Source organism: Archaeoglobaceae archaeon, assembly GCA_038734275.1.
In the GTDB taxonomy this organism is placed as follows: domain Archaea; phylum Halobacteriota; class Archaeoglobi; order Archaeoglobales; family Archaeoglobaceae; genus WYZ-LMO2.
Genome location: JAVYOO010000001.1, coordinates 362957 through 383463, shown reverse-complemented (window position 1 = coordinate 383463; position 20507 = coordinate 362957). Strand labels below are relative to the sequence as shown.

General features: G+C 41.8%; 20 protein-coding genes. 17 read left to right on the top strand and 3 right to left on the bottom strand.

Features of this window, described 5'->3' with window-relative positions; all coding sequences use genetic code 11:
• Positions 1-63: 63 nt before the first annotated feature.
• The 6 genes from QXI54_02090 to QXI54_02065 all read left to right on the top strand — a co-directional run bounded on the left by QXI54_02090 (position 64) and on the right by QXI54_02065 (position 9428).
• Complete coding sequence (locus QXI54_02090; GenBank protein MEM0301944.1) at positions 64-3234, top strand: PGF-CTERM sorting domain-containing protein; 3171 nt, start codon at positions 64-66, stop codon at positions 3232-3234.
• Between the two features lie 113 nt (positions 3235-3347).
• The gene (locus QXI54_02085; GenBank protein MEM0301943.1) at positions 3348-4523 is read left to right on the top strand and encodes a hypothetical protein; all 1176 of its coding nucleotides are present in this window, start codon (positions 3348-3350) and stop codon (positions 4521-4523) included.
• 70 nt (positions 4524-4593) lie between these two features.
• Complete coding sequence (locus tag QXI54_02080; protein ID MEM0301942.1) at positions 4594-5397, top strand: DUF3782 domain-containing protein; 804 nt, start codon at positions 4594-4596, stop codon at positions 5395-5397.
• 108 nt (positions 5398-5505) lie between these two features.
• A complete protein-coding gene (pheT, locus tag QXI54_02075) occupies positions 5506-7146 on the top strand; it encodes a phenylalanine--tRNA ligase subunit beta (protein MEM0301941.1) in 1641 nt (546 codons plus the stop codon).
• Positions 7143-8291: a cofactor-independent phosphoglycerate mutase gene (locus QXI54_02070; GenBank protein ID MEM0301940.1), complete on the top strand. Its 1149-nt coding sequence runs from the start codon at positions 7143-7145 to the stop codon at positions 8289-8291. Before pheT ends, QXI54_02070 begins: the two co-directional genes overlap by 4 nt.
• A gap of 3 nt (positions 8292-8294) precedes the next feature.
• Complete coding sequence (locus tag QXI54_02065; protein MEM0301939.1) at positions 8295-9428, top strand: aspartate aminotransferase family protein; 1134 nt, start codon at positions 8295-8297, stop codon at positions 9426-9428.
• Here the strand turns inward: QXI54_02065 and QXI54_02060 are convergent.
• Positions 9425-9847 carry a DUF2703 domain-containing protein gene (locus QXI54_02060; GenBank protein ID MEM0301938.1) on the bottom strand — a complete coding sequence of 141 codons (423 nt, stop codon included), beginning with the start codon at positions 9845-9847 and terminating at the stop codon, positions 9425-9427. The genes QXI54_02065 and QXI54_02060 overlap by 4 nt on opposite strands.
• Positions 9848-9994: 147 nt before the next feature.
• On the opposite strand from QXI54_02060, the gene QXI54_02055 reads away from it, so the two are divergent.
• Together QXI54_02055 and QXI54_02050 are read left to right on the top strand one after the other, a co-directional pair.
• Positions 9995-11137: a transporter substrate-binding domain-containing protein gene (locus QXI54_02055; protein ID MEM0301937.1), complete on the top strand. Its 1143-nt coding sequence runs from the start codon at positions 9995-9997 to the stop codon at positions 11135-11137.
• Positions 11113-11787 (top strand): PAS domain S-box protein, encoded by a 675-nt coding sequence (locus tag QXI54_02050; protein MEM0301936.1) that lies wholly within the window; start codon positions 11113-11115, stop codon positions 11785-11787. The genes QXI54_02055 and QXI54_02050 overlap by 25 nt, the downstream gene beginning before the upstream one ends.
• Here QXI54_02050 and QXI54_02045 read toward each other — a convergent pair.
• On the bottom strand, positions 11784-12662 hold the full coding sequence (locus QXI54_02045; protein MEM0301935.1) for an MBL fold metallo-hydrolase: 879 nt from the start codon (positions 12660-12662) through the stop codon (positions 11784-11786). The two genes, QXI54_02050 and QXI54_02045, sit on opposite strands and share 4 nt — an antisense overlap.
• 62 nt (positions 12663-12724) lie before the next feature.
• Here QXI54_02045 and rlmB point away from each other — a divergent pair, with 62 nt between their 5' ends.
• The 9 genes from rlmB to QXI54_02000 are packed head-to-tail and all read left to right on the top strand — an operon-like array spanning position 12725 to position 19725.
• Positions 12725-13483 (top strand): 23S rRNA (guanosine(2251)-2'-O)-methyltransferase RlmB, encoded by a 759-nt coding sequence (gene rlmB, locus QXI54_02040; GenBank protein MEM0301934.1) that lies wholly within the window; start codon positions 12725-12727, stop codon positions 13481-13483.
• 23 nt (positions 13484-13506) lie between these two features.
• Entirely contained in the window at positions 13507-14013 is a 507-nt protein-coding gene (locus tag QXI54_02035) for a hypothetical protein (GenBank protein ID MEM0301933.1), read from the top strand.
• Entirely contained in the window at positions 14010-14291 is a 282-nt protein-coding gene (locus QXI54_02030) for a 50S ribosomal protein L44e (GenBank protein ID MEM0301932.1), read from the top strand. Before QXI54_02035 ends, QXI54_02030 begins: the two co-directional genes overlap by 4 nt.
• 4 nt (positions 14292-14295) lie before the next feature.
• Positions 14296-14469: a 30S ribosomal protein S27e gene (locus tag QXI54_02025; protein ID MEM0301931.1), complete on the top strand. Its 174-nt coding sequence runs from the start codon at positions 14296-14298 to the stop codon at positions 14467-14469.
• 34 nt (positions 14470-14503) lie between these two features.
• Positions 14504-15982, top strand: coding sequence for a site-2 protease family protein (locus QXI54_02020; GenBank protein MEM0301930.1), 1479 nt, complete (start codon positions 14504-14506; stop codon positions 15980-15982).
• Entirely contained in the window at positions 15979-16839 is an 861-nt protein-coding gene (locus QXI54_02015; GenBank protein ID MEM0301929.1) for an ATP-binding protein, read from the top strand. Before QXI54_02020 ends, QXI54_02015 begins: the two co-directional genes overlap by 4 nt.
• Before the next feature lie 33 nt (positions 16840-16872).
• Positions 16873-17202, top strand: a complete 330-nt coding sequence (gene hisI / locus QXI54_02010; protein MEM0301928.1) for a phosphoribosyl-AMP cyclohydrolase — start codon at positions 16873-16875, stop codon at positions 17200-17202.
• Positions 17186-18949 (top strand): PINc/VapC family ATPase, encoded by a 1764-nt coding sequence (locus tag QXI54_02005; protein ID MEM0301927.1) that lies wholly within the window; start codon positions 17186-17188, stop codon positions 18947-18949. The genes hisI and QXI54_02005 overlap by 17 nt, the downstream gene beginning before the upstream one ends.
• Positions 18946-19725, top strand: a complete 780-nt coding sequence (locus QXI54_02000; GenBank protein ID MEM0301926.1) for a presenilin family intramembrane aspartyl protease PSH — start codon at positions 18946-18948, stop codon at positions 19723-19725. The genes QXI54_02005 and QXI54_02000 overlap by 4 nt, the downstream gene beginning before the upstream one ends.
• Here the strand turns inward: QXI54_02000 and QXI54_01995 are convergent.
• On the bottom strand, positions 19713-20507 hold the full coding sequence (locus QXI54_01995; protein MEM0301925.1) for an ATP cone domain-containing protein: 795 nt from the start codon (positions 20505-20507) through the stop codon (positions 19713-19715). The genes QXI54_02000 and QXI54_01995 overlap by 13 nt on opposite strands.

The following is a 20507-nucleotide window of genomic DNA, read 5'->3' as shown; positions in this document are numbered from 1 at the left end:
GGTAGCCAGGGCTATACTCCGTCCGCTAAATCGTAGGATTTATATAGTAGGAAGTGAACGAAAATGCGGAAGGAGGTTGAGAAAATGAAAAAGTTCGGACTAATAGGGTTGATGTTGTTAGTAGTATTAGTGACTCCAGTGATGGCTGCTACAGTATTCATAGAACCAAACAAAACCACTGTTGCCCCAGGTGGAATCTTTGCAGTCGACATCAGCGTTCAGGATGGCACTGCCAATGCTGTGCTCCTCAACTTCACCTTCGACACTTCAAAGATCAGCTACGTTAGTGGCTCAACTCAGGGATTGTTCAACACAATGGACACAATATCCTCGAGTGCAAATTATGTCAGATATTTAGGAGTTTCAAGCTCTCCAGTTAACATTGCAAGCAAGACAAAAGTTGCAACCGCTGTGTTCCAAGTCGATTCTGGAGCTTCAGGGACTATAAGCTTCAATGTTGTTACTGCGAGTGTTGACGGTGTAGATGCAACGCCTTCGGTTGGCAGTTTGACAATCTCAACAACCCCACCACCAACCACTCCACCAACAACCCCACCACCAACCACTCCACCAACAGTCCCAACTAATAAAGGACCGATCACAATACCTGATTTAGCCATAACTTCAATGAAGCTTTCTGATGAAGAAGTAACATATGGACAAGCCATCGACCTAACGGTAACTTGGTCTTATTATAAAGCAGAGGACTATGGAACGAGGTATATTGCGGTTATTGACTGGTATACATACACAACTAAGGTTAAAGTTGGAGGAGTATTTAACGTTGCAAAGGCTACAGACCCAGATAACTATAAGTGGCTTGAAAGCTTGCCTGAGCAGGGCGGAAGCAGGACATATAGCTTGAACACTGCAAACCAGGGCATGTATTCTAGCTACTACGTAGTCGTTGCTTTTAACAACTTGGGAACGATCTGGGATGATAGGCTTGTCTTCTTGGTTAAACCAGTAGCTGGTAAACCAGCAGTCTCAATAAGCGCAACTCCGATGACAGCAGCTCTCGGTGATAGAGTAGAACTAAAATATAGCCTGAGCGCATCTGAAGATTACTTTGTTGGCGTTCTAATGACCGGTTGGGAAGGCAAGGTGTATTATGCGGATTGTGTGAACGGAACATGGTCACTAACTCCTAAGGTTTACAAGGCTTCGAAATTCGATGAGAAATACATGAATTGTCCAGATTACTTCGAATTAACCTCTGCGTATGGATTCACAAAAGATACCGAGGGGTATATTGTAGCGAAGATAGCTGCTGGAAAAGATCCACAGAACCTGTTCTTAGGAACCGATCCTTATAGAGCAGAAGCCACTCAGGTAATAATACTCGCAAAGCCCACGCTTAGCTCAATCAGTGTTCCATCAAAGCATGTTAAGGGAACTGATCTGACTATAACTGGTGTTACAAATGTTGCAGAAACCAATAGCAAATATGACATTGGTCTTCCAAACATGGTCACGATAACTATAAAGGATCTTAACGATAATACGATTGGAACAACAAGTGCTATAATAGGTGCGGATAGAACATTCTCTGTCAAGATAGATAACTTTGGAACGAGATGGCCAGATTTAACCGGAGCCACACAATTGGATACAGGCTACTATAAGGTAGAATTCAAACTAACTACGGATACTGGTTTCGAAGATGATGAAACCACAGTGTTTGAACTCGTTAAAGGCATGGTTAAGATTAGCCCAGACAAGACCACGGTAGTAAGGGGCGACAAGGTCAAGTTCACAATAATAACAAATCTGAAAGTCAACAGTCCAGTATACTTCATAATGGAAGATAATAGGATCATCGGTGGAAGTGGGCAGGAAGTTAACGAAACCTTGAAAGTTGATGCTACTGGTAAGGCATATAAAGAGATCGAGGTAGCTCAGACTGCCCCCTTAACTGAATACAAATTCAAGGCAAAGATTGCTGGCGATGTTATAGATACTGTGTCAATATCGGTTGTAAAGCAGACGATTGATCTGAACGCTGACAAGACTACGGTTGCAAGGGGAGGAGAGATTAGGTTCACAGGCACCACGACTGCTAATAACGTTTGTGTATTTGCAAGTGAAGAAAATGTATTCGAAGGTGTGCCCAATGTAGATGATGTTACAACCGACTCCATTATTCCAATAACCGCTTGCACCAAGAAATTCGAGCCCGATTCGAATGACAGACTTGACTTTAAGATTAAAGTGAGATTAGATGCGGATGCTGGAACTTATTATCTCTACTTCTATGCTCCAACAAACGCTTCTCAAATTGATAAGTCTTCTGATCCACAAAAAATGTTCGCAATCGTAGTCACCGATCCAAGAATACTAAGTGTAGAGATCCCAAGCGTTATACCATATCAGGGAGAAGTTGAAGTTAAGATAGTGACTGATCCTGGTGATAGAAATTATGCTACTGTGACTTGGACACTGGAGGGACCAAATGTAAGGGCCAAACCAACTGCATTCGGCAAGTCTGAGTATACACAACCGGATGCCAATGACCAGGTGGAATTCCGCCTAGATCTTAAGGCCTACAAAGGAGCAACTAAACAACTTGAACCTGGTCTATATGTATTCACGGTTAAGCTATATCTCGGAACCGATGAAGTAGATAAGGTGCAGAAGCTTGTTGAAATTTCATCGCTTAAGATGGATGTCAAAATCGAGCCAGAGACAATAGTCGTCGGGGATCAGATTAAGATAACCGTCGAAACAAGCAGAGAAGGTGTTCCGGGCTACGACCATGTCTGGGTAACGATGGTTGGACCGAACTATAAGTCTTACCAGAGAGTAACACTCGATAGCACTGGAAAGGGAAGTGTTACGTTTGAGACTCTTGGTATCGCAGATGGAACCTATAAATTCTACATTAGAGATACTATGAATACAACTGCTGAGAAGACAGAAGACTATCTCGCCAAGGAGCTCTATTATCTCGATCCTGCAGATGCCTTAGCAAGAACATATAAAGCCCATGATGATCTCCTCGTAATCAAGACAGTCCAGATCCTCAAGGAGAAGCCAGCAGTTACAACACCACCACCAACGACTCCACCAGTTACAACTCCAGAAGTGACACCAACAACTCCGCCACCGACACCAGTCGAGACAACTCCGCCACCGACAACAACACCCGCTCCCGGACCAATTCCAGGCTTTGAAGCAATCTTCGCAATCGCTGGACTGATTGCGGTTGCCTACTTGCTGAGGAAGAGACAGTAAACCTAAATTTTTTCTTAATTTTTTCTTTTTAGTTTTCAGAATCATTGAGCATTCATTCTGCCGATTTTTGCGGGCTTTGGAAAATTTTAAATTCTCAATGAAAAAATGTCTGCATGCGTTTGGGAATTGCGATCGCAATACTGCTTGCGTTTATAGCTCCAGTTTCAGCACTCGAAAAGCTAACTTCAGATCACTTCAGTGTTGAGTTCCAGATGGATCCTGAACTTGACTGCTACACAACAGGAGAGAAATTGAACATAAAAATGGAAATTCTTCCAAAGAAATCTGATTATCGAACTCTGCTCGCAGGTGAAAAAGATAATCCAAGAACCTACTACTTCCAGACAGATCTCGAGCAGGCTTCATGGAGGTTGGCAATCGATTACTATCAGGGCGGTGTCTGGGATGAGGAGATGAAGGGCAAAAAGGTATCGATTGATGTCAAATACTTCGCTCTTGAAGGCGAAGAAAAGGGGATTTCGAAGCTGACAGCGAATTTAACTGGAATTGTTCCTTATTGCAATCTAAGGCTTTGCGAATTCAGTGCAGTAAATCCAACATGTGAGTTATGCGAGGCAAACGCATTGCCTAACATGACAATAAAGGTTGCTAACGAAGCTGTGTTCAAGAACGACATAAAATCCTTGAGGGCAAAGGCAAGTGAGCTTGCAGAGAAGCTGAAACAGGAGAACCTTTACAACGAAGAAGACTTCAAAAACGTTACCGAGCTAATAAATTCAGCAGAAACTTTTATGCTTGGCAAAAAATTCATAGATGCGGATAAAAAGCTTAAAGAAGCTGAAGCCTCGATTAATATGCTTTCGAACCTGACAAACAAGAAACTGGTGGAGAAACTCTATGATGAGGTGGAATCAAGGCTTTCAGAAATCAAGAAAATGCTTTTGAATTCCTCTGTCTTGCTGGATAAGATAAAAGGGAGTGAAAAATATGTAGATCTCGCTTTAGAGCAGAAAAATTTTGAGTCAGCGCTTAGCAATCTCGAAAGCCTGCTTAGAGAAGCTAAAGGATTGATAGATGCTGGAAAGTATGCTGTTGCTAAGGAAAGGCTTGAATCACTCGGCACAAACGCGAGCACCCTTCAGAAGAATGTCGAAGATTTATTGGAAATCATAAAGGTTGAAGCGGAAAAGTCCGGATTGGGATTTTCTTTGCCGTCTGTAGATCTGAACTTAGTGCTCATTGGGGCGGGAGTAGTTTTAATAGTAGTTCTCGGCTTGTTTGGATTTAATAGGGTTAGGAAGCGAAGAAAATGGGATGAGCTTCGATAAAGCTATAACATTTTTAATTTAAGGCAAGAATTGCAGTAAGATATATAAATTCTCTTTCATTGTTTTTTTAATGCTACCGATAAACGATATGAGAGAGCTGATCAAAGAAACGATCATTGAATTGCTTGAAAAGGATAAGGAATTTCGTTACGCGATGGCTGGGGCTATTGGACTCCAAGAAATTCTTAAAAGGCTTGATAAACACGAAGAAATTCTATTAAGACACGAGGAGGAGCTGAAAAAGCTTCGAGAGGACATGATTACAGGCTTCAAGAGACACGACGAAGAGATTGCAAAGCTTCGAGAGGACATGATTGCTGGTTTTAGAAGACACGATGAAGAAATAGCAAAGCTTCGAGAGGACATGATTACAGGCTTCAAGAGACACGACGAAGAGATTGCAAAGCTTCGAGAGGACATGATTGCTGGTTTTAGAAGACACGATGAAGAAATAGCAAAGCTTCGAGAGGACATGAACAATGGTTTCAAGTTGTTGAGGAATCAGATCTCCGCTCTGGGGGCAAGATGGGGAATAATGAGCGAAAAAGCCTTCAGAGCAGGAATCAGAGGAATAATCGAAAAAGAACTCGGAATGAAAGTCGAGGAATGGATTGGTAAAGACAAAGAGGGTTTCGTTTTCGGCTTTCCGAGCGATATTGAAATCGATGTCGCCATAAGCGATGGTAAGGTGATTTTGATAGAAGTAAAATCGAGCATAAGTCAGGGGGACGTTTTGGCTTTCAAGAGAAAAGCAGAATTCTACGAAAGAGAAACGGGAATTAAGCCAAGCAGACTTATCATTGTAACACCTTTTGCAGATGATAAGGCGATCGAATTAGCGTCGAATTTCGGAATCGAAATCTTTAATGCTTAATCTTTAATTTTCAGTTAATTCTCCACAATTGCTCCACTTTGTGATTAATTTAATCGACCACAGTAAACTTCGGGAAGAATTTTTATCCCGCAAGCCTTAGCATTGCCAATGCCAGTGATTACGCTTAACTGGAATGAACTCGAGAGACTTGTTGGGACGAGCAGAGATGTGATCCTTAAACGATTGCCAATGCTTGGCTGTGATATTGAGAGAAGCGATCAGGAAACGCTTGCGGTGGAATTCTTCCCCAATCGACCCGATCTTTACAGCATTGAGGGTGTTGCAAGAGCATTGCGTGGCTTTCTTGGAATAGAGACTGGCTTGAAGGATTACAAAAGCAGAAAAGGGAATTGGAAGATCTTCGTTGAAAAAAGCGTCTTAGCGGTTCGCCCGAGAATCGTTGGGTGTGTTGTAAGAAATCTGAAAATGAGCGATGAAGTGATCAGAAGCCTGATGGAAGTGCAGGAAGACCTTCACTGGACCATTGGCAGAAATCGCCGTAGAATGGCTATTGGAGTTCACGATCTTAGCAGGGTTAACTTTCCGCTTAAATACACCGCAGTTAACTCAGAATTCTCCTTTGTTCCTCTCGACTTCGCAAAAGAGATGAGTGTTGCAGAAATTCTCAAAGAGCATCCAAAGGGAAAGGAGTATGCGTTCATCCTTGAAGGCAAGAATGCATATCCGATGATCATCGACTCAAAAAACGAGGCGATTTCATTTCCCCCGATAATAAATGCGGAGAAGACAAGGGTGACTGAAAAAACAACAGATCTCTTCATAGACGTCACTGGCTTTGACGAATACGTTGACAAGGCTTTAAAGATCGTCGCATGCATGCTTCACGATCGTGGTGGGGAGATCGAGAGAGTTGAGGTTATTTACCCAGATCGGACTGAGGAAACACCAGACCTTTCAGCTATTAAGCTAAGAGTTCGAAAGCAAGAGATCTTTTCATTGCTCGGTTTTGAATTGAGCGATTCCGAAATCATTTCCTCACTTGAGAAAATGAGATTTGGAGCCAAAATTGAGGACGATGCGGTAGAAGTTTTTGTTCCACCATACAGAGCGGACATAATGCACGAATGGGATATAATCGAGGACATTGCGATAGGCTATGGCTATGAAAGGATCAAACCTGAATACCCAGCGACGATGACAATTGGCTTGGCGCATGAATGGAATGAGTTGAAGGAGCTTGTTCGGGAGATCATGCTTGGTCTAGGCTTTCTTGAAGTTATCACCTTCACGCTCACGAGTGAAAGGGCATATGCGAATTTGCGCAGATCTGCAGAGCCTTGGAAAGAATATGTTCCACTGATGCATCCGCTGACGATTGAGCACACTCTTGTTAGAACAGAAATTCTTTCAAAGCTTTTAGAAGTGATTGCGGTAAACAAACACGTAGAACTGCCTTTAAGGATCTTTGAAGTTGGCGATGTAGTTTTGGGGCTTAGGAATAGGCTTAGACTTTGTGCCTGCGTAACGCATCCAAAGGCAAATTTTGCTGAGCTTCGCAGTTATGTGCAAGCGGTAATGAGAGAGCTCGGATTTGAATGGACCGCTAAGGAGTCAGAAGATCCCGCTTTCATAGAGGGCAGACAGGGGGAGATCGTGGTTAAAAACGAGAAAGTTGGAGTTTTTGGAGAGATCCATCCAGAAGTCCTCGAAAACTTTGGAATTCCGAATCCAGTGGTTGCATTCGAGATCGAACTCGATAAGCTTTTTGAGTGTGGAGAATTGCTATGAAATTCCTTGTTTTAATCCCCGACGGAATGGCAGACTGGAGAATCGAAAAGCTTGGCAACAGAACTCCGCTGGAAGTCGCGGAGAAACCGAACTTGGACTTCATAGCAAAAGAAGGCTCATGCGGTTCCGCATTGACCGTGCCAAAAGGCTTTGAGCCGGGAAGCGATGTGGCAAATCTCACAATCCTTGGCGTTGACGTCAGAAAATACTACACGGGCAGGGGGCCTATCGAAGCTCTCGCAAGTGGTATCAAGGCAAATCTCGTTTTTCGATGTAATCTTGTTAGGGTAAGCGATGTGATGCTCGACTACGCTGGGGGAAGAATAACCGATGAAGAGGCTAAAAGGGTCATAGAGCACTTGAATTCGAACAAGAAGCACGACTTCGTTAAATTCTATCCCGGGAGAAGCTACAGAAACTTGCTTGCCATAAACAGGGATTTCGAAAATGATGTCAAAACTTACGCTCCGCACGATATTCAGGGTAAAAAGATCTCTGATTTCATGCCAAAAGGCGGAAAGCTTGCTGAACTTCTTTGCGAGCTCATGGAGTGGTCAAAAGAGGTTTTGCCAGCAGTGACGGATAAAGCGAACATGATCTGGTTATGGGGCGGTGGAAAGATCCCGAATTTTCCAAAGTTCAGTGCAAGCTTTGGGCTGAGGGGGGCAATGATCTCAGAAGTTGATCTGCTTAAGGGAATCGCCAATGGCTTGGGGTTCGAGTTTGTTGAAGTTGAGGGGCTTACAGGCTACATAGACACGAATTACAGGGGTTTGGTGAAGGCAACGCTTAAGTCGCTTGAAAAATTCGATTTCGTTGCCCTGCACACAGAAGGGATCGATGAGGTTAGCCACGAAGGGGATCTTGAGGGCAAAATTGAGGCTATAGAGATCTACGATGAGAAGATCGTTGGCAAGATTCTCGACAAAGCGGATCTTGATGAGCTAAAGATTCTTTTGCTTCCAGATCACCCTACGCCAATAGAGCTTAGAACGCATGTTGCCGAGAACGTCCCATTCGCAATTTATGGCTACGAAAAGGACGATGTTAAGACCTTCTCAGAGTTTGCCTGTGCAAAGGGAAGATATGGGAGCATAGATGGTTTAAAGTTGATGGATCTCTTTTTAAGACGTGAGAAAACGTGAGCCATGGATTGGATTGAGAAGGAGAAGAAGCTAATTCCTCAGGTTTATAAAAGGCAAAACGTTGTCTTTGAGCGTGGAGAAGGTTGCTATCTCTACGATCTCAATGGTAAAAAGTATTTGGATCTCGTAGCGGGAATTGCATGCATTGCCATTGGCCATTCCCATCCAGAATTTGTTTCAAGGGTTTGTGAGCAGTTGAAGAAGCTTGTCCATGTTTCAAACCTTTACTACACTACTCCACAGATCGCATTGGCTGAAAAGCTTCAAAAGCTAACGGGCATGGACAGATTCTTCTTCTGCAACAGCGGAACAGAGGCGATGGAAGCCTCGCTAAAATTTGCAAGAAAGGCAACGGGCAAGAAGAAATTTGTCGCATTCAAAAACGCCTTCCACGGCAGAACCATGGGCGCTCTTTCAGTCACATACAAGGAAAAGTTCAGAAAAGCCTTCGAGCCTCTAATTCAGCCAGTCGAATTTGCGAACTTCAACGATATCGCCGATCTCGAGAAAAAAGTTGACAGAGAGACTTCTGCGGTAATTCTTGAGCTGATCCAAGGCGAGGCTGGAGTTTATCCCGCGGAGAAGGAATTCGTGAAGGCGATATTTGAGCTTAAGGAAAAACACGGTTTCCTTGTGATCTTCGACGAAGTTCAGACAGGCTTTGGGAGAACTGGAAGATGGTTCGCAAAAGAGCATTACGGCTTTGAGCCAGACATAATGGCGATGGCCAAGGCAATGGGCTCAGGATTTCCAATTGGGTGCTCAGCAATAAAAGAAGAAGTTGCAGAAAAGCTTGAAAAGGGCGACCATGGCTCAACCTTTGGCGGAAACCCATTGGCATGCACCGCTTCGCTTGCAACGATCGAGATCATGGAGAAATACAAGCTTGTGGAGAATGCGGAAAAAATGGGCGATTACTTCATGAAAAGGCTGAAAGAGCTTTACAGCGAAGTCAGAGGCAAAGGGCTCATGATCGGCTTTAAAGTTTCGAACGCCGAAGATCTCGTTAAGAAAGCACTTGAAAAGGGGCTAATTTTGAATGCAACGTCCGAAGAGAACATAAGGCTCGTTCCACCGCTCGTAATTGGAAAAGAAGAGATAGATCTTGCAATAGAAATTCTTTCAGGTCTCGGTTAGCAACAGCTCCTAATACTATCCTTAACTGCCTCAATTCCCGCCTGAACGATCAGATCAGCAGTGGGGACTTCAAAAATCTTGCCGCCGATCTCGAGAGTTCTGCACTCATACGGGGCACAGAGATCACAGCAAGGAGTATGTCCGAGCTTTGCGTTGAGCCAGTCCTCGAGAGGAAGACCGTTTATAAGAATCTGATTTGAACTCAGCGGATCTTTTTTGAACTGCTCTGCAGAAATCTCCTTTTTTTCAAGCAGAACTTTAATGCCAAATGGTCTCAGGATTTCTCTTAAAGTTGAAACCGCCTTTAGAATCTCGATTTCAGTGGACTCACATCTACTGCAGGTCTTTCCATCTTCGATTAGCCTTTGCCACGTAATCGTAAGAAAATTTTCGGATCTTCCACAGCATTTCGAATTCATAAGCTTTGGTTTAAAAAAGGAAATAAAAATCTTACCTTTTATCCGCAGGGCGGTAAAACAGAAAAATACAATATAGGATGCATTCGGGTCAGTTCAACATTTCCCAAGGAAAATTTTATATAGTGTCAAATTGAAACATTTTTTTCAATGAGATATCTCGTAGTTTTACTGCTAATTCTTATACCGCAGGTTCTTGCATTAGAGCTGAGAGTAGGCGTTTATGATAACCCTCCGCTCGTGAGTCAAGAAGGTCTGAATTACGAAGGTCTATACATAGATCTGATTGAACATATTGCAGATAAGGAAGGCTGGAAAATTGTTTATGTATACGATCACTTTCCAAACTTAATAAAAAAGCTTGAAAATGGCGAGATCGATCTGATGACTGCAATAGCTTTCACTGAAGAGAGAGCGAGGCTTTTTAACTTTACAAACGAGACGGTTATCTCAAACTGGGGGGTGATTGTTGCAAAGCAGACATATGATTCGATTTTAGAGCTCCATGGGCTTAAGGTTGCAGGGGTTAAGGCAGACGTATATACGGAGGGTTTTAAGAAAATCTCAAAAGATTTCGAGCTGAGTTGCGAGATAATAGAGATAGATGGAGATTATAAGCAAGTTTTTGAAGCGGTTAGAGATGGCTACGCTGATGTAGGAATAGTTTCAAGAATCTATGGCTCCTTCTATGCTAAAGACTATGGTTTAGAGACTACAAATATAATATTTTCGCCCATAAGTCTGAAGTTCGCCTCCAAAAACAGAGAATTGCTCTCGGTCATAGACAGACACTTGGCAGAAATGAAAGCGGACAGCAACTCTGTTTACTACCGCTCACTTGATAAGTGGTTCGGTGTAAAACCAGAATTTATCTCAAGCTGGTTGTATCAGGTAATTGCTATCGGGGCTATTATTTTTATTGCTCTATTGATTGGCAATGTCTACCTCGGCAGAGAGATCAGAAAAAGAACTGAAAAAATTGCGGAAGAGGAGAAATTTTTGAGAGCGATTTTTGATGTCACTCCTGAGGGTATTTGTGTCATAGATCCAAACATGAAAATCATTTCTATTAATAAAACGCTTGAAAAATGGTTTGGGAAGGAGCAATCAATCGTTGGCAAGAAATGCTTTGAAATTTTCCAAAACCGTGCCTCTCAATGTGAAAACTGCCCATCGATTAAAGCTATGAAAAGCAGAAAAGTTGAGAAGGCAGTAATTGCCACCCCCCAGGTCATCAGGTTTATTGGCTTGAAGTCTTTAGCAGTCCTATTTTCGATGAAAGAGGGAATTTAAAAATGTCTGTTCTGTTCATGGAAGACATTACAGAGAAAAAGATCGCTGAAGAGAAGCTAAAGGAAGCCTATGAGCTCTACGATAACGTTTGGGAGAACTCCAATGATATCTTGGTGTATCACGATTTTAGAGAAGGCTATGTGAAAATGAACAGGAAGGCTCGAGAAATTGTTGGTTATGAAGTTGGCTCAAAAATCTCCTTATCAGAACTCTTTGATTCAAAATATCAAGAAATTGCTAAAAGCAAAATGCAGGAAGTTTTGAACACTAAAAAAGCAACAGAACCTTTTGAACTTCTATTAAGATCGAAAGACGGTAAAGAGATTTGGATCGAGGTTGTTGCTTCTCCAGTATTGAAGGATGGGGAAATCGTTGGGATGCATGTTATTGCGAGGGATATCACCGAGAAAAAGAAACTGATAGAGCAGCTCGAAAGAAACATGTTGGCAATGGCTCATCTGGTGGATAAGATAAAGAATCCTCTAACTGTGGCAAGAGCATTCTGCGAACTCCATGAGAAAGTTGGGGATGAGGGCATTGAAAAGGCAATTCAGGAAATAGACGTCGTTATAGACCTTCTTCGAGATCTTGACAAAGCATGGGTTGAATCGGAAAGACTTCGAAATCTGCTTTTTGGAAGAAAAATCTAAATTTTGCAAAATCTTGCTGGGATAGTTTCTGTCTCCTTAGCTTTTCCCTCTTCTTTCAGAAATCTCAAATAAGACAGAGTTTCAAGTAAAGCGAGATATTTGTCGAAACTGTTAAGCCGCCTATAATCTCCATGGCTCCACTTAATACTTTTGGCTATTTCTTCCAAGGTCATCGGTTTGCCCCCTATCAGTTCGAGAACTTCTGCGGTTCTCTGGCGGTAATGCTGGATTAAGTAGTCAATCCTGTCTGACAAGTCGTATATCTTTCTCTCGTGAGCGGGATAAACGACCTCAACTTCCAGTTCCTTGAGCCTTTCAAGAGCGTTTAGATAGTCTTTAAGACCATAAGGGAATTCGGGATAATAGCTCAAATTCGGCGTCGTATCGCTGAGAATTGCATCCCCAGAGAAGAGGACGTTATCTCGGTAGAAGCACATATGCCCCGGAGAGTGTCCGGGAACGTGGAGAGCCTTAAATCCGAGAATATCCTTTGTTATATCCCCGACTTTTGCCCGAAGACGCAACTTGAGATATGAAAGAACTTCAAGAGGTTTCACGTATTCTTTGGGTATTCCATATCTCTCGCATATGGCGTATTGCTTTTCAACAAAAACCCATGGAGTCTCGTAGATGTAGATCAATGACTTCTCAATCGGGTGAAAGAACGCATCAACTTCTGAAAAGAAAATATATCCAAGGTGATCTACATGGTGGTGTGTAATCAGCGCGTATTTCGGTTCAAGTTCCGCAATCTTATCAGCACTCTCCTGAGAGCAAAATCCGCCATCTATCAACACTTCAGAGTCGATGAGATAAACATAAACGAATTCAGGGTTGCCAAGGGGCAACTCTATTTTTAGGGTCTCGATCTCCATAAAGAATGGGAGCGGTTTTTAAATATAGCACAAAGCTTTTTAATTTCTACGTGAATTATATGATGCTCCACCTCTCACACCCGGGTGAAAAGCATGATCCTGGGTCGGTTGGTGGAGCAACAATATGTGGTTTTATGAGAATCTGCGGTGTGAACAGCGTTTTGGAAGCGTTGAAGTCCGGAAGGGTAATTAAGATCTACTATAACTCAGAGAATCCAAAGATTATCGAGATCGTGGAGATTGCCAGAAAAATGAAGATTCCTGTTTACAGAGCAAAAGTTCCAGAGAAGATCTGTGCAGAAATTAGCCCTATAAGGTATGCAAATCTTGAAGAAATAGCAAAAAAAGCTATAGCTGAAAATAGTTTTATACTTGTGCTTGATAATGTCAATGATCCTCAAAATCTTGGAGCATGTATAAGGACCGCTGAATTTTTTGGCTGTGCAGGGGTAGTTATAAAGAGAAGGAGGGCTGTTCAAATAACCGAGGGTGTTGTTAGAGCCTCAATGGGGGCGGTTTTTCATATTAGAATAGCAGCTGAAGAAAATCTGCCAAATGCAATAAGGAAATTAAAGCAATACGGTCTCTTTGTTATTGGGGCAGATCTTGATGGAAAAGACGTTAGAGAGATTTCATTGAAACCCCCGGTGGTTATCGTAGTAGGTGGTGAGGACAAAGGAATCTCAAAAGGAGTAAAGAAGCTATGTGATGAAGTTGTCCGTATTTCGGGAATAGGAAAAGTAAACTCACTCAATTTATCGGTTGCAAGTGCTATTATAATGTTTGAAGTATTTAAATCATCAAATTTAAGTAATGTTTAAGATTATCAACCTCACCAATCACTATGATCGAAGAACTTCTGACGCTCATCGAAAAAAACAGATCTCAGCTCACAAAAATTGATGAAGATCTTTATGAAAAGATTAGAAGAAGAATTGAAGAGCTTGAAACTCAGAAAGAAGATAGCGAGAGAGTCGAAGACGAAGTCAAAGCTTTAAAGCGTTTGCAAAAGAAACTTTTTGAGCTAAGAACTGGAAAGATAATAAACGCTGCATGGGCCGAAGTTTGTGGGCAGGAAGTTGGTTTCAACGATGAAAATTTGAGCTCGTTAGAAAGAGAATTTTTCAGGACTCTCGTTGAAGTTATAAGCGAATTTCGTAGAAAGGTTTTTGAGGAGAGGAAAGAAAAGGTGGACAAAGTTCTCGTCAGAATTAAAAAAGATGTGGAAATCCTTGGGGTGGATGGAAAAAGATATAAATTGAGAAGGGAAGATGTCGCTACTCTACCGGCGGAGAATGCTGAAGTGCTCATAAAAAGTGGAGTTGCGGAAAGGATAGAGGTGAAAGGATGAAGTATCCAAAGAAAGTAATGACCTACTGTAGGTTCTGCAGGAAGCACACTCTTCATGAAGTCGAGAAAGTGGGTAAAGGGAAACCAAGTCAACTCAAGTGGATTAATCGACAGAAACGCAGAAGAGGAAAGGTTGGAAACCTCGGAAAGTTTAGTAAGGTCCCCGGAGGAGATAAACCGACAAAAAGGGTAAACATAAGGTTCAGATGTACAGTATGCAAGAAAGCCCACACGAGACCGACGTGGAGGGTAAAGAGATTCGAGCTTATAGAGAGGTGATGGAATGCGAACAAGGAGCAAGTTCATTCGCGTGAAGTGTCCTGACTGTGAACATGAGCAAATAATCTTCGATCACCCTTCCACACTTGTAAAGTGTTTGATCTGTGGCAGAACAATTGCAAAGCCTTCTGGAGGAAAAGGCGAAATACTTGCAGAAGTTGTAAAGGAATATACTTGAAAAGCTTTTTATTCATTAAATTTAGCAAACCTTAATGCTCTGGTTACTTGTTATCTTTCTGGCATACTGGACACTACTTGAAGTCTTGAACAAAACTGGAACTCTGCAAAAGTATGGAATGAAAAATTATGGGCCAATTTTGATGATAAGAACAGTCAGAGGACTAAATACTGTTGAAAAAATTTCAAGGGCAAAAAGGTTCTGGAGACTTTTTTCGGATCTCGGCTTACCCGTTGTCTTCTTTGGAATGGGTTTCATGGTAGTCCTTGTTCTCCTTGCAGATTATGTGATGATTGTATCTCCACCAGAACCCTCAGAATTAACAAGCCCTCAGGCGGCTCTGCTGATACCCGGTGTAAATCCGTTCATTCCACTCGTATGGGGAATAATTGGACTCATAGTTACCCTTGTTGTCCACGAGTTAAGCCATGCAATACTTTGCAGAGTCGAAGGAATAAAGGTAAAATCTCTTGGATTGATCTTGGCTTTGGTTCCAATTGGAGCATTTGCTGAACCGGATGAAGCGGAACTATCTGACAAGAAAACGAAGAAAATTTCAAGAATCAGAGTCTTCTCAGCAGGTGTTATCAGCAACTTTGTAGTGGCTTTAATAGCATTTTTAGCTTTCTTTCAGGGTTTATCTCTATTGAATCCTACTATTAGCGTAGTGGATGATAATGGAAAGTTCATCGGAAAAGTTGTGGAATTGAATGGCGTTGAAGTTAAAGGCGAATTTGCTTCGCTAATAAAACCCGATGTGAACACCGTAATTCTTGAAAATGAATCTGGGAGACATACAATTACTTTTATTGGTGTGGAGGGAGTAAAGATATCTGGAATTTATAGAGAAGCCAATAAGACATATCCAGCAGAACTTGCCGGTTTAAAGGGAGGAATGATGATCACAAAAATAGATGGTGTTCCTGTGAGCAATCCATTGGATTTCAACAGAGAAATGCAGAAGAAAAAGCCCGAGCAGAGTATTTCGGTTGAGGTTTACGATGTAGAAACGAAAGAGTTTAAGATCTTCAATCTGACGCTTGTGGACAAGAATGGAAGGGCATTTATGGGGATCTACGTTGGTCAGTTAAAATGTATAGGAGGGATAAACTTTTACGATTCTAAGAAAATTGTTGACGATCTCAGGGGAATTCCGACATCTCTAAAAGAACCAGTAGGCTGGTTTTTGGTCATCTCCTTGCCATTTGCTTTTCAGGGATTCACGGGAATTGAGAATCTCTTTGATAATCAGCCTTACATCTTCTGGGTTCTCAACTCCTTATATTGGGTTGCTTGGATAAATTTCTGGGTAGGACTCTTCAACTGTCTTCCCGCAATTCCACTCGATGGTGGCAGAGTGTTTCATGAAATTTTTTCAGCGTTGCTTTCAAGAAGATTTGGTGAGAGAGCAGAAAAGATCTCAATACAGATCGCAAAGCTCTTTGCTGTCTTCATTTTCTTATCTCTGGCGTTGATGATTTTGATTCCAAACTTAAAACTACTGGGCATATGAAATGCAAGAAGTGCGGTAAAAAAGCGGTAGCAAATCTTAGAGCTTACAGAATCGTCTTGTGTGCGGATTGCTATTTAGAATTTTACAAAAGACTGGTCGAAAGATCTATAAAGAAGTTTAAAATTTTTAGAGAAGATGATAAAATTCTTTTGGCAGTATCTGGTGGCAAAGACAGCTCTGCAATGGCTTCTGTTCTCAAAGATATCGGTTTTGAGTTTGAAATGTTATACATAGATCTTGGAATTGGTGAATATTCTGAAGAGTCTAAGGAAAAGGTGAAAAGACTCGCTGAAATGCTTTCAGCAAAGCTTAACGTTGTTGAACTAAAAGATTACGGCTTTACGATTCCAGAAGTAAGGGGAAGGATTTGCTCTGTTTGCGGAACCGCAAAAAGATACATTATGAACAGATTTGCAAGGGAAAATGGCTTCAGTGTAGTTGCCACAGGACACACCGCTGAGGACATAGCTTCTTTTTATCTTAAAAACATCGCTGGTAATCAGCAGGCTTTTGCCGAAAAGCTTTTGCCGAGAATAGAGCCTTTCAATGCGAAGGTTGTTGCAAGGGCAAGACCGCTGTTCGAGATCAGTGAGAAGGAGAACATGCTTTACGCAATAATTAAAGGTCTTCCATTTAAGTCGGAAGAGTGCCCATATGCTCCGAAGCCAGAGTGGAAGGAGATCGTTTATGATATTGAACTAAAAAAACCTGGTTTTGTGAAGAATTTCGTTAGAGGTCTAACGGTTGGGGTTAAGAAATCACTGGAGACCAGATATTGCTCAATATGCGGTGAAATTTCAAGTGGTGAGATCTGCTCTTTCTGTAAAATTAGGAGCAGGTTTTCAAAATCCATGTAAAGACTTTTAAAATGATACGAAACTTTATAATATATGGATCTATCAAAGCTAAAATTTAAGGACGGCCTGATTCCAGTGATCGCCCAGGACGTGCACACCAAAGAAGTGTTGATGCTTGCTTATGCGAATGAACTTGCGATTCAAAAAAGTCTTGAAACCGGTTTTGCTCACTACTGGAGCAGGAGCAGGAATGAGCTATGGATGAAAGGAGAAAGCAGTGGGAATACTCAAAGGCTGGTTGAAATAAGGGTTGATTGCGATTGCGACGCTCTGCTATATGTTGTAGAGCAGAAGGGAAACGCCTGTCATACTGGAAATAGAACTTGTTTCTTCAGGAGGATTGAAGATGAGGATTGTTCCTGATACGAGCATAATTGTTTCTGGGGGAATTTCAAAAATATTAGAAGAAAAAAAAGTCGACGAAATCATTATTCCTGAGGCGGTTATTGCCGAATTGGAAGCCCAGGCAAATTTTGGACGTATAAGCGGATTCAGAGGGTTGGCTGAAATTGAGAAGATAGTTCAAATAGCCAAGGATAAAAACATAAAAGTTGAATTCGTGGGAAGAAGACCCAGTATTGACGAGATAAAACTTGCAAAAGGTGGGGAAATAGACAGCATGATTAGAGATATAGCAAAGGCTCACAATGCGATTTTGATCACTTCTGATCGTGTTCAGAATATGATAGCCAAAGCAAAGGGAATCGAGACGATATATGTGAAGCCAAAAGTGATAAAGCCTGAAGAAACGAAAATTATGAGCTTCTTTACTCCGGACACTGCGAGTGTCCATCTGAGAGAAGGTGTTCCGCCTTTTGCAAAGAGGGGGAAGATTGGCAATCTAAAACTCGTCAAACTTTCAGATAAGCCCATGAGTTACGAAGAAATTTCCGAAATCGCAGACGAGATAATAGAGGCAGCAAAACAGGATGAGGAAAGTAGCATAGAGATTGAGCGAAAGGGTGCAACAGTCGTTCAGCTTCGAGATGTTAGAATTGCTATTGCTGAAAGACCATTTTCAGATAGACTGGAAATAACCGCGGTTAGACCAATTGCAAAGGTGGGTCTGGAAGAATACGGAGTCAGCGAGGAGCTAAAAAGAAGAATAGTTGAAAAGCAACGTGGCATTCTAATAGCAGGCCCTCCGGGAGCGGGAAAGTCTACCTTTGCAGCAAGCGTTGCCAACTACCTGCTTGAGAACGGCTACGTAGTGAAGACGATGGAAAGCCCAAGAGATCTAATGGTTAGAGACGAGATAACGCAGTATGCACCACTTGAAGGTGACATGACTTTGACATCGGATATACTGCTTCTTGTGCGTCCAGATTACACGATCTACGATGAATTACGCAGGACTTCCGATTTTCAGGTTTTTGCAGACATGAGACTGGCAGGAGTTGGAATGATCGGTGTTACGCATGCAACAAGGGCTATTGATGCTGTGCAGAGAATGATTGGAAGAGTTGAGCTTGGTGTAATTCCGCAGGTTGTTGATACAGTGATCTTCATCGAAGCAGGAAAAATTGCGAAGGTTTATGAGCTAGATTTTACAGTAAAGGTTCCAAGTGGTATGTTTGAGGCGGATCTTGCGAGACCTGTGATAGAAGTCAAGGACTTCGAAACGAAAAGGGTCGAATTCGAAATCTACACGTTTGGCGAGCAAGTAGTTGTGATGCCTGTTGAGAGTGATGAGAGAGTTAAAAAGGCTGTAAGCGAAAGAATATCTCAATTTCTTGACGATTTTGAAGTGTTAGTTTCAGGAAGAAAAGCAATAATCAAGGTTCCTGAGAGTAGCATTCCAAAGATTCTGGGTAAAAAGGGAAAGAGGATAAAAAAGCTTGAGGAAGAGCTTAAAGTTTCCATTGATATCGTTCCAAAGGAGCCAGAGATCTCTGAGCTTAGAGTAGAGGAAACAGATAAGTATTATTTCATATACGCAGAGGGCTTGGAAGGCAGAACGGTAGAGGTTTATGCAGATGACGAGTATCTTTTCTCTGGAGTGGTGAGCGCTAAGGGTGTTATAAAAGTTAGAAAAGACAAAGAAGCCGGTAGAAGTTTAAAGATCGCAAAAGCAAGAAATGCAAAACTAAAAATTAAGGTGATAGATTGAGATTTATATTTGCTATTATATTTATTTCTGCAAATCTTATGGCGGTTCTTTCAACTCATAGATACGAATCAGCTGGAATGGTTGTGTTTGAAAATCCTGAAGATGTCTCAAACTCCTTTATTTATTTTATTCTAATACTTTTATTTACATCACTGGTCCTTTTATTGGCCAGATCGCAGCAGTTTTTGGCGGGGCTTATTTACTTTTTGACTCTTATTTCGATTTTCTACGTTCTCATTCCATTTTTAGACGTATTTGCCATTTTCGTAGCAATAGTCATTACCGCTTTGCTAATAAAAAAACCCAATTGGCTTTTGGTGAACATTTCAGCCTTCATGCTCTCCGTAGGAATATCGGCGATGTTTGGAATAAGCCTTGAGCCTTTACCTGTGATGGTTCTGCTTGCAATCCTTGCGGTCTACGATGCAATTTCAGTATATAAGACAAAGCACATGCTCAGCCTTGCGGATTCGGTTACCAAAATCAACGCTCCTATGGTGTTCGTAATACCAAAGGGGGAAAATAAGATGCTAATGGGTGTTGGAGACGTTGTTATGCCAGCAATACTTGCTGTTTCCGCTCAAAGATTCACTAACTCTCCAGAAATTGCTTTTATAAAGCTATCTGCTCTGCTTACAATCATAGGTGGGTTTTTCGGGCTCGCGTTGCTTTTATATCTGGTTGAAAAGAGAAAAGGAGCACATGCTGGATTGCCTTTTATAAACACCGGGGCTATAGTAGGATTTCTTCTGGCTACATCGGTTCATTCTCCCTGAACAATCTTCGCTTCATTTACTATACTTTCTCCTCTTTTGCCAAGAATCTCTATTACCTTTTTTTGATTCTCTACAAGATCCCTGCAGAAAGCAAACCCTTCTTTAAGCAGTCGTTCAATCTCAAAGTCCTTTAGACTCAAAACGGTGATTGGATATAATTTCTTGGATTCGAGCATGAATTCTATGCCCTCATTCTCAGGATACCTCCATCCCGTTAATAACATACCTCTGCAGTTAGCAAATCTTATGGCTTCGCTTGAAAACTTCGTATTGGTGAAAAGCCAAATTGCGTCGAACTTTTCTCCAGCTTCGAGTATGTCAAGAAAACGGGCGTAAGAGTAGAGAACGTCTTTTAATCCAGTATAAACGCTGATGTTGTGGAATTTGCACTCTATAAGAAATCTTCTTTTTTCCTTTTCAGCGATAACGTCGATCTCGTGGAGTGCACATTTGCCCTCGATCAGCTGATTTGTTGCAGTTTCATAACCATATGCCCTCAAGAGAGCAGAAACGAACTTCTCGAATCTATATCCTGCCGGACCCAAACGAAGCAGTGAAGACTTTAACCCATACGTTGCTGAAACCCTTTTGGAATATTTGCCAACTATCTCAAGAGCGATATCGAGAATTCTATCAGTCTCAATTCCGTCGTAAATTCTATTTTTGACTTCCTTAGCAACTAACAGTGCTTTATCTTCACTCAACCCTGCTCGGATCAATGTTCGGATCAATTTTTCTTCACTAAACTCTTCAAGCCTTCCATCTCTTTTCCTAACAAGCAT

Coding starts and splice junctions, on each gene's coding strand:
- QXI54_02090 (MEM0301944.1), top strand. CDS start 64: ATGCGGAAGGAGGTTGAGAAAATGAAAAAGTTCGGACTAATAGGGTTG.
- QXI54_02085 (MEM0301943.1), top strand. CDS start 3,348: ATGCGTTTGGGAATTGCGATCGCAATACTGCTTGCGTTTATAGCTCCA.
- QXI54_02080 (MEM0301942.1), top strand. CDS start 4,594: ATGCTACCGATAAACGATATGAGAGAGCTGATCAAAGAAACGATCATT.
- pheT (MEM0301941.1), top strand. CDS start 5,506: ATGCCAGTGATTACGCTTAACTGGAATGAACTCGAGAGACTTGTTGGG.
- QXI54_02070 (MEM0301940.1), top strand. CDS start 7,143: ATGAAATTCCTTGTTTTAATCCCCGACGGAATGGCAGACTGGAGAATC.
- QXI54_02065 (MEM0301939.1), top strand. CDS start 8,295: ATGGATTGGATTGAGAAGGAGAAGAAGCTAATTCCTCAGGTTTATAAA.
- QXI54_02060 (MEM0301938.1), bottom strand. CDS start 9,847: ATGAATTCGAAATGCTGTGGAAGATCCGAAAATTTTCTTACGATTACG.
- QXI54_02055 (MEM0301937.1), top strand. CDS start 9,995: ATGAGATATCTCGTAGTTTTACTGCTAATTCTTATACCGCAGGTTCTT.
- QXI54_02045 (MEM0301935.1), bottom strand. CDS start 12,662: ATGGAGATCGAGACCCTAAAAATAGAGTTGCCCCTTGGCAACCCTGAA.
- rlmB (MEM0301934.1), top strand. CDS start 12,725: ATGCTCCACCTCTCACACCCGGGTGAAAAGCATGATCCTGGGTCGGTT.
- QXI54_02035 (MEM0301933.1), top strand. CDS start 13,507: ATGATCGAAGAACTTCTGACGCTCATCGAAAAAAACAGATCTCAGCTC.
- QXI54_02030 (MEM0301932.1), top strand. CDS start 14,010: ATGAAGTATCCAAAGAAAGTAATGACCTACTGTAGGTTCTGCAGGAAG.
- QXI54_02025 (MEM0301931.1), top strand. CDS start 14,296: ATGCGAACAAGGAGCAAGTTCATTCGCGTGAAGTGTCCTGACTGTGAA.
- QXI54_02020 (MEM0301930.1), top strand. CDS start 14,504: ATGCTCTGGTTACTTGTTATCTTTCTGGCATACTGGACACTACTTGAA.
- QXI54_02015 (MEM0301929.1), top strand. CDS start 15,979: ATGAAATGCAAGAAGTGCGGTAAAAAAGCGGTAGCAAATCTTAGAGCT.
- hisI (MEM0301928.1), top strand. CDS start 16,873: ATGGATCTATCAAAGCTAAAATTTAAGGACGGCCTGATTCCAGTGATC.
- QXI54_02005 (MEM0301927.1), top strand. CDS start 17,186: ATGAGGATTGTTCCTGATACGAGCATAATTGTTTCTGGGGGAATTTCA.
- QXI54_01995 (MEM0301925.1), bottom strand. CDS start 20,507: ATGCTTGTTAGGAAAAGAGATGGAAGGCTTGAAGAGTTTAGTGAAGAA.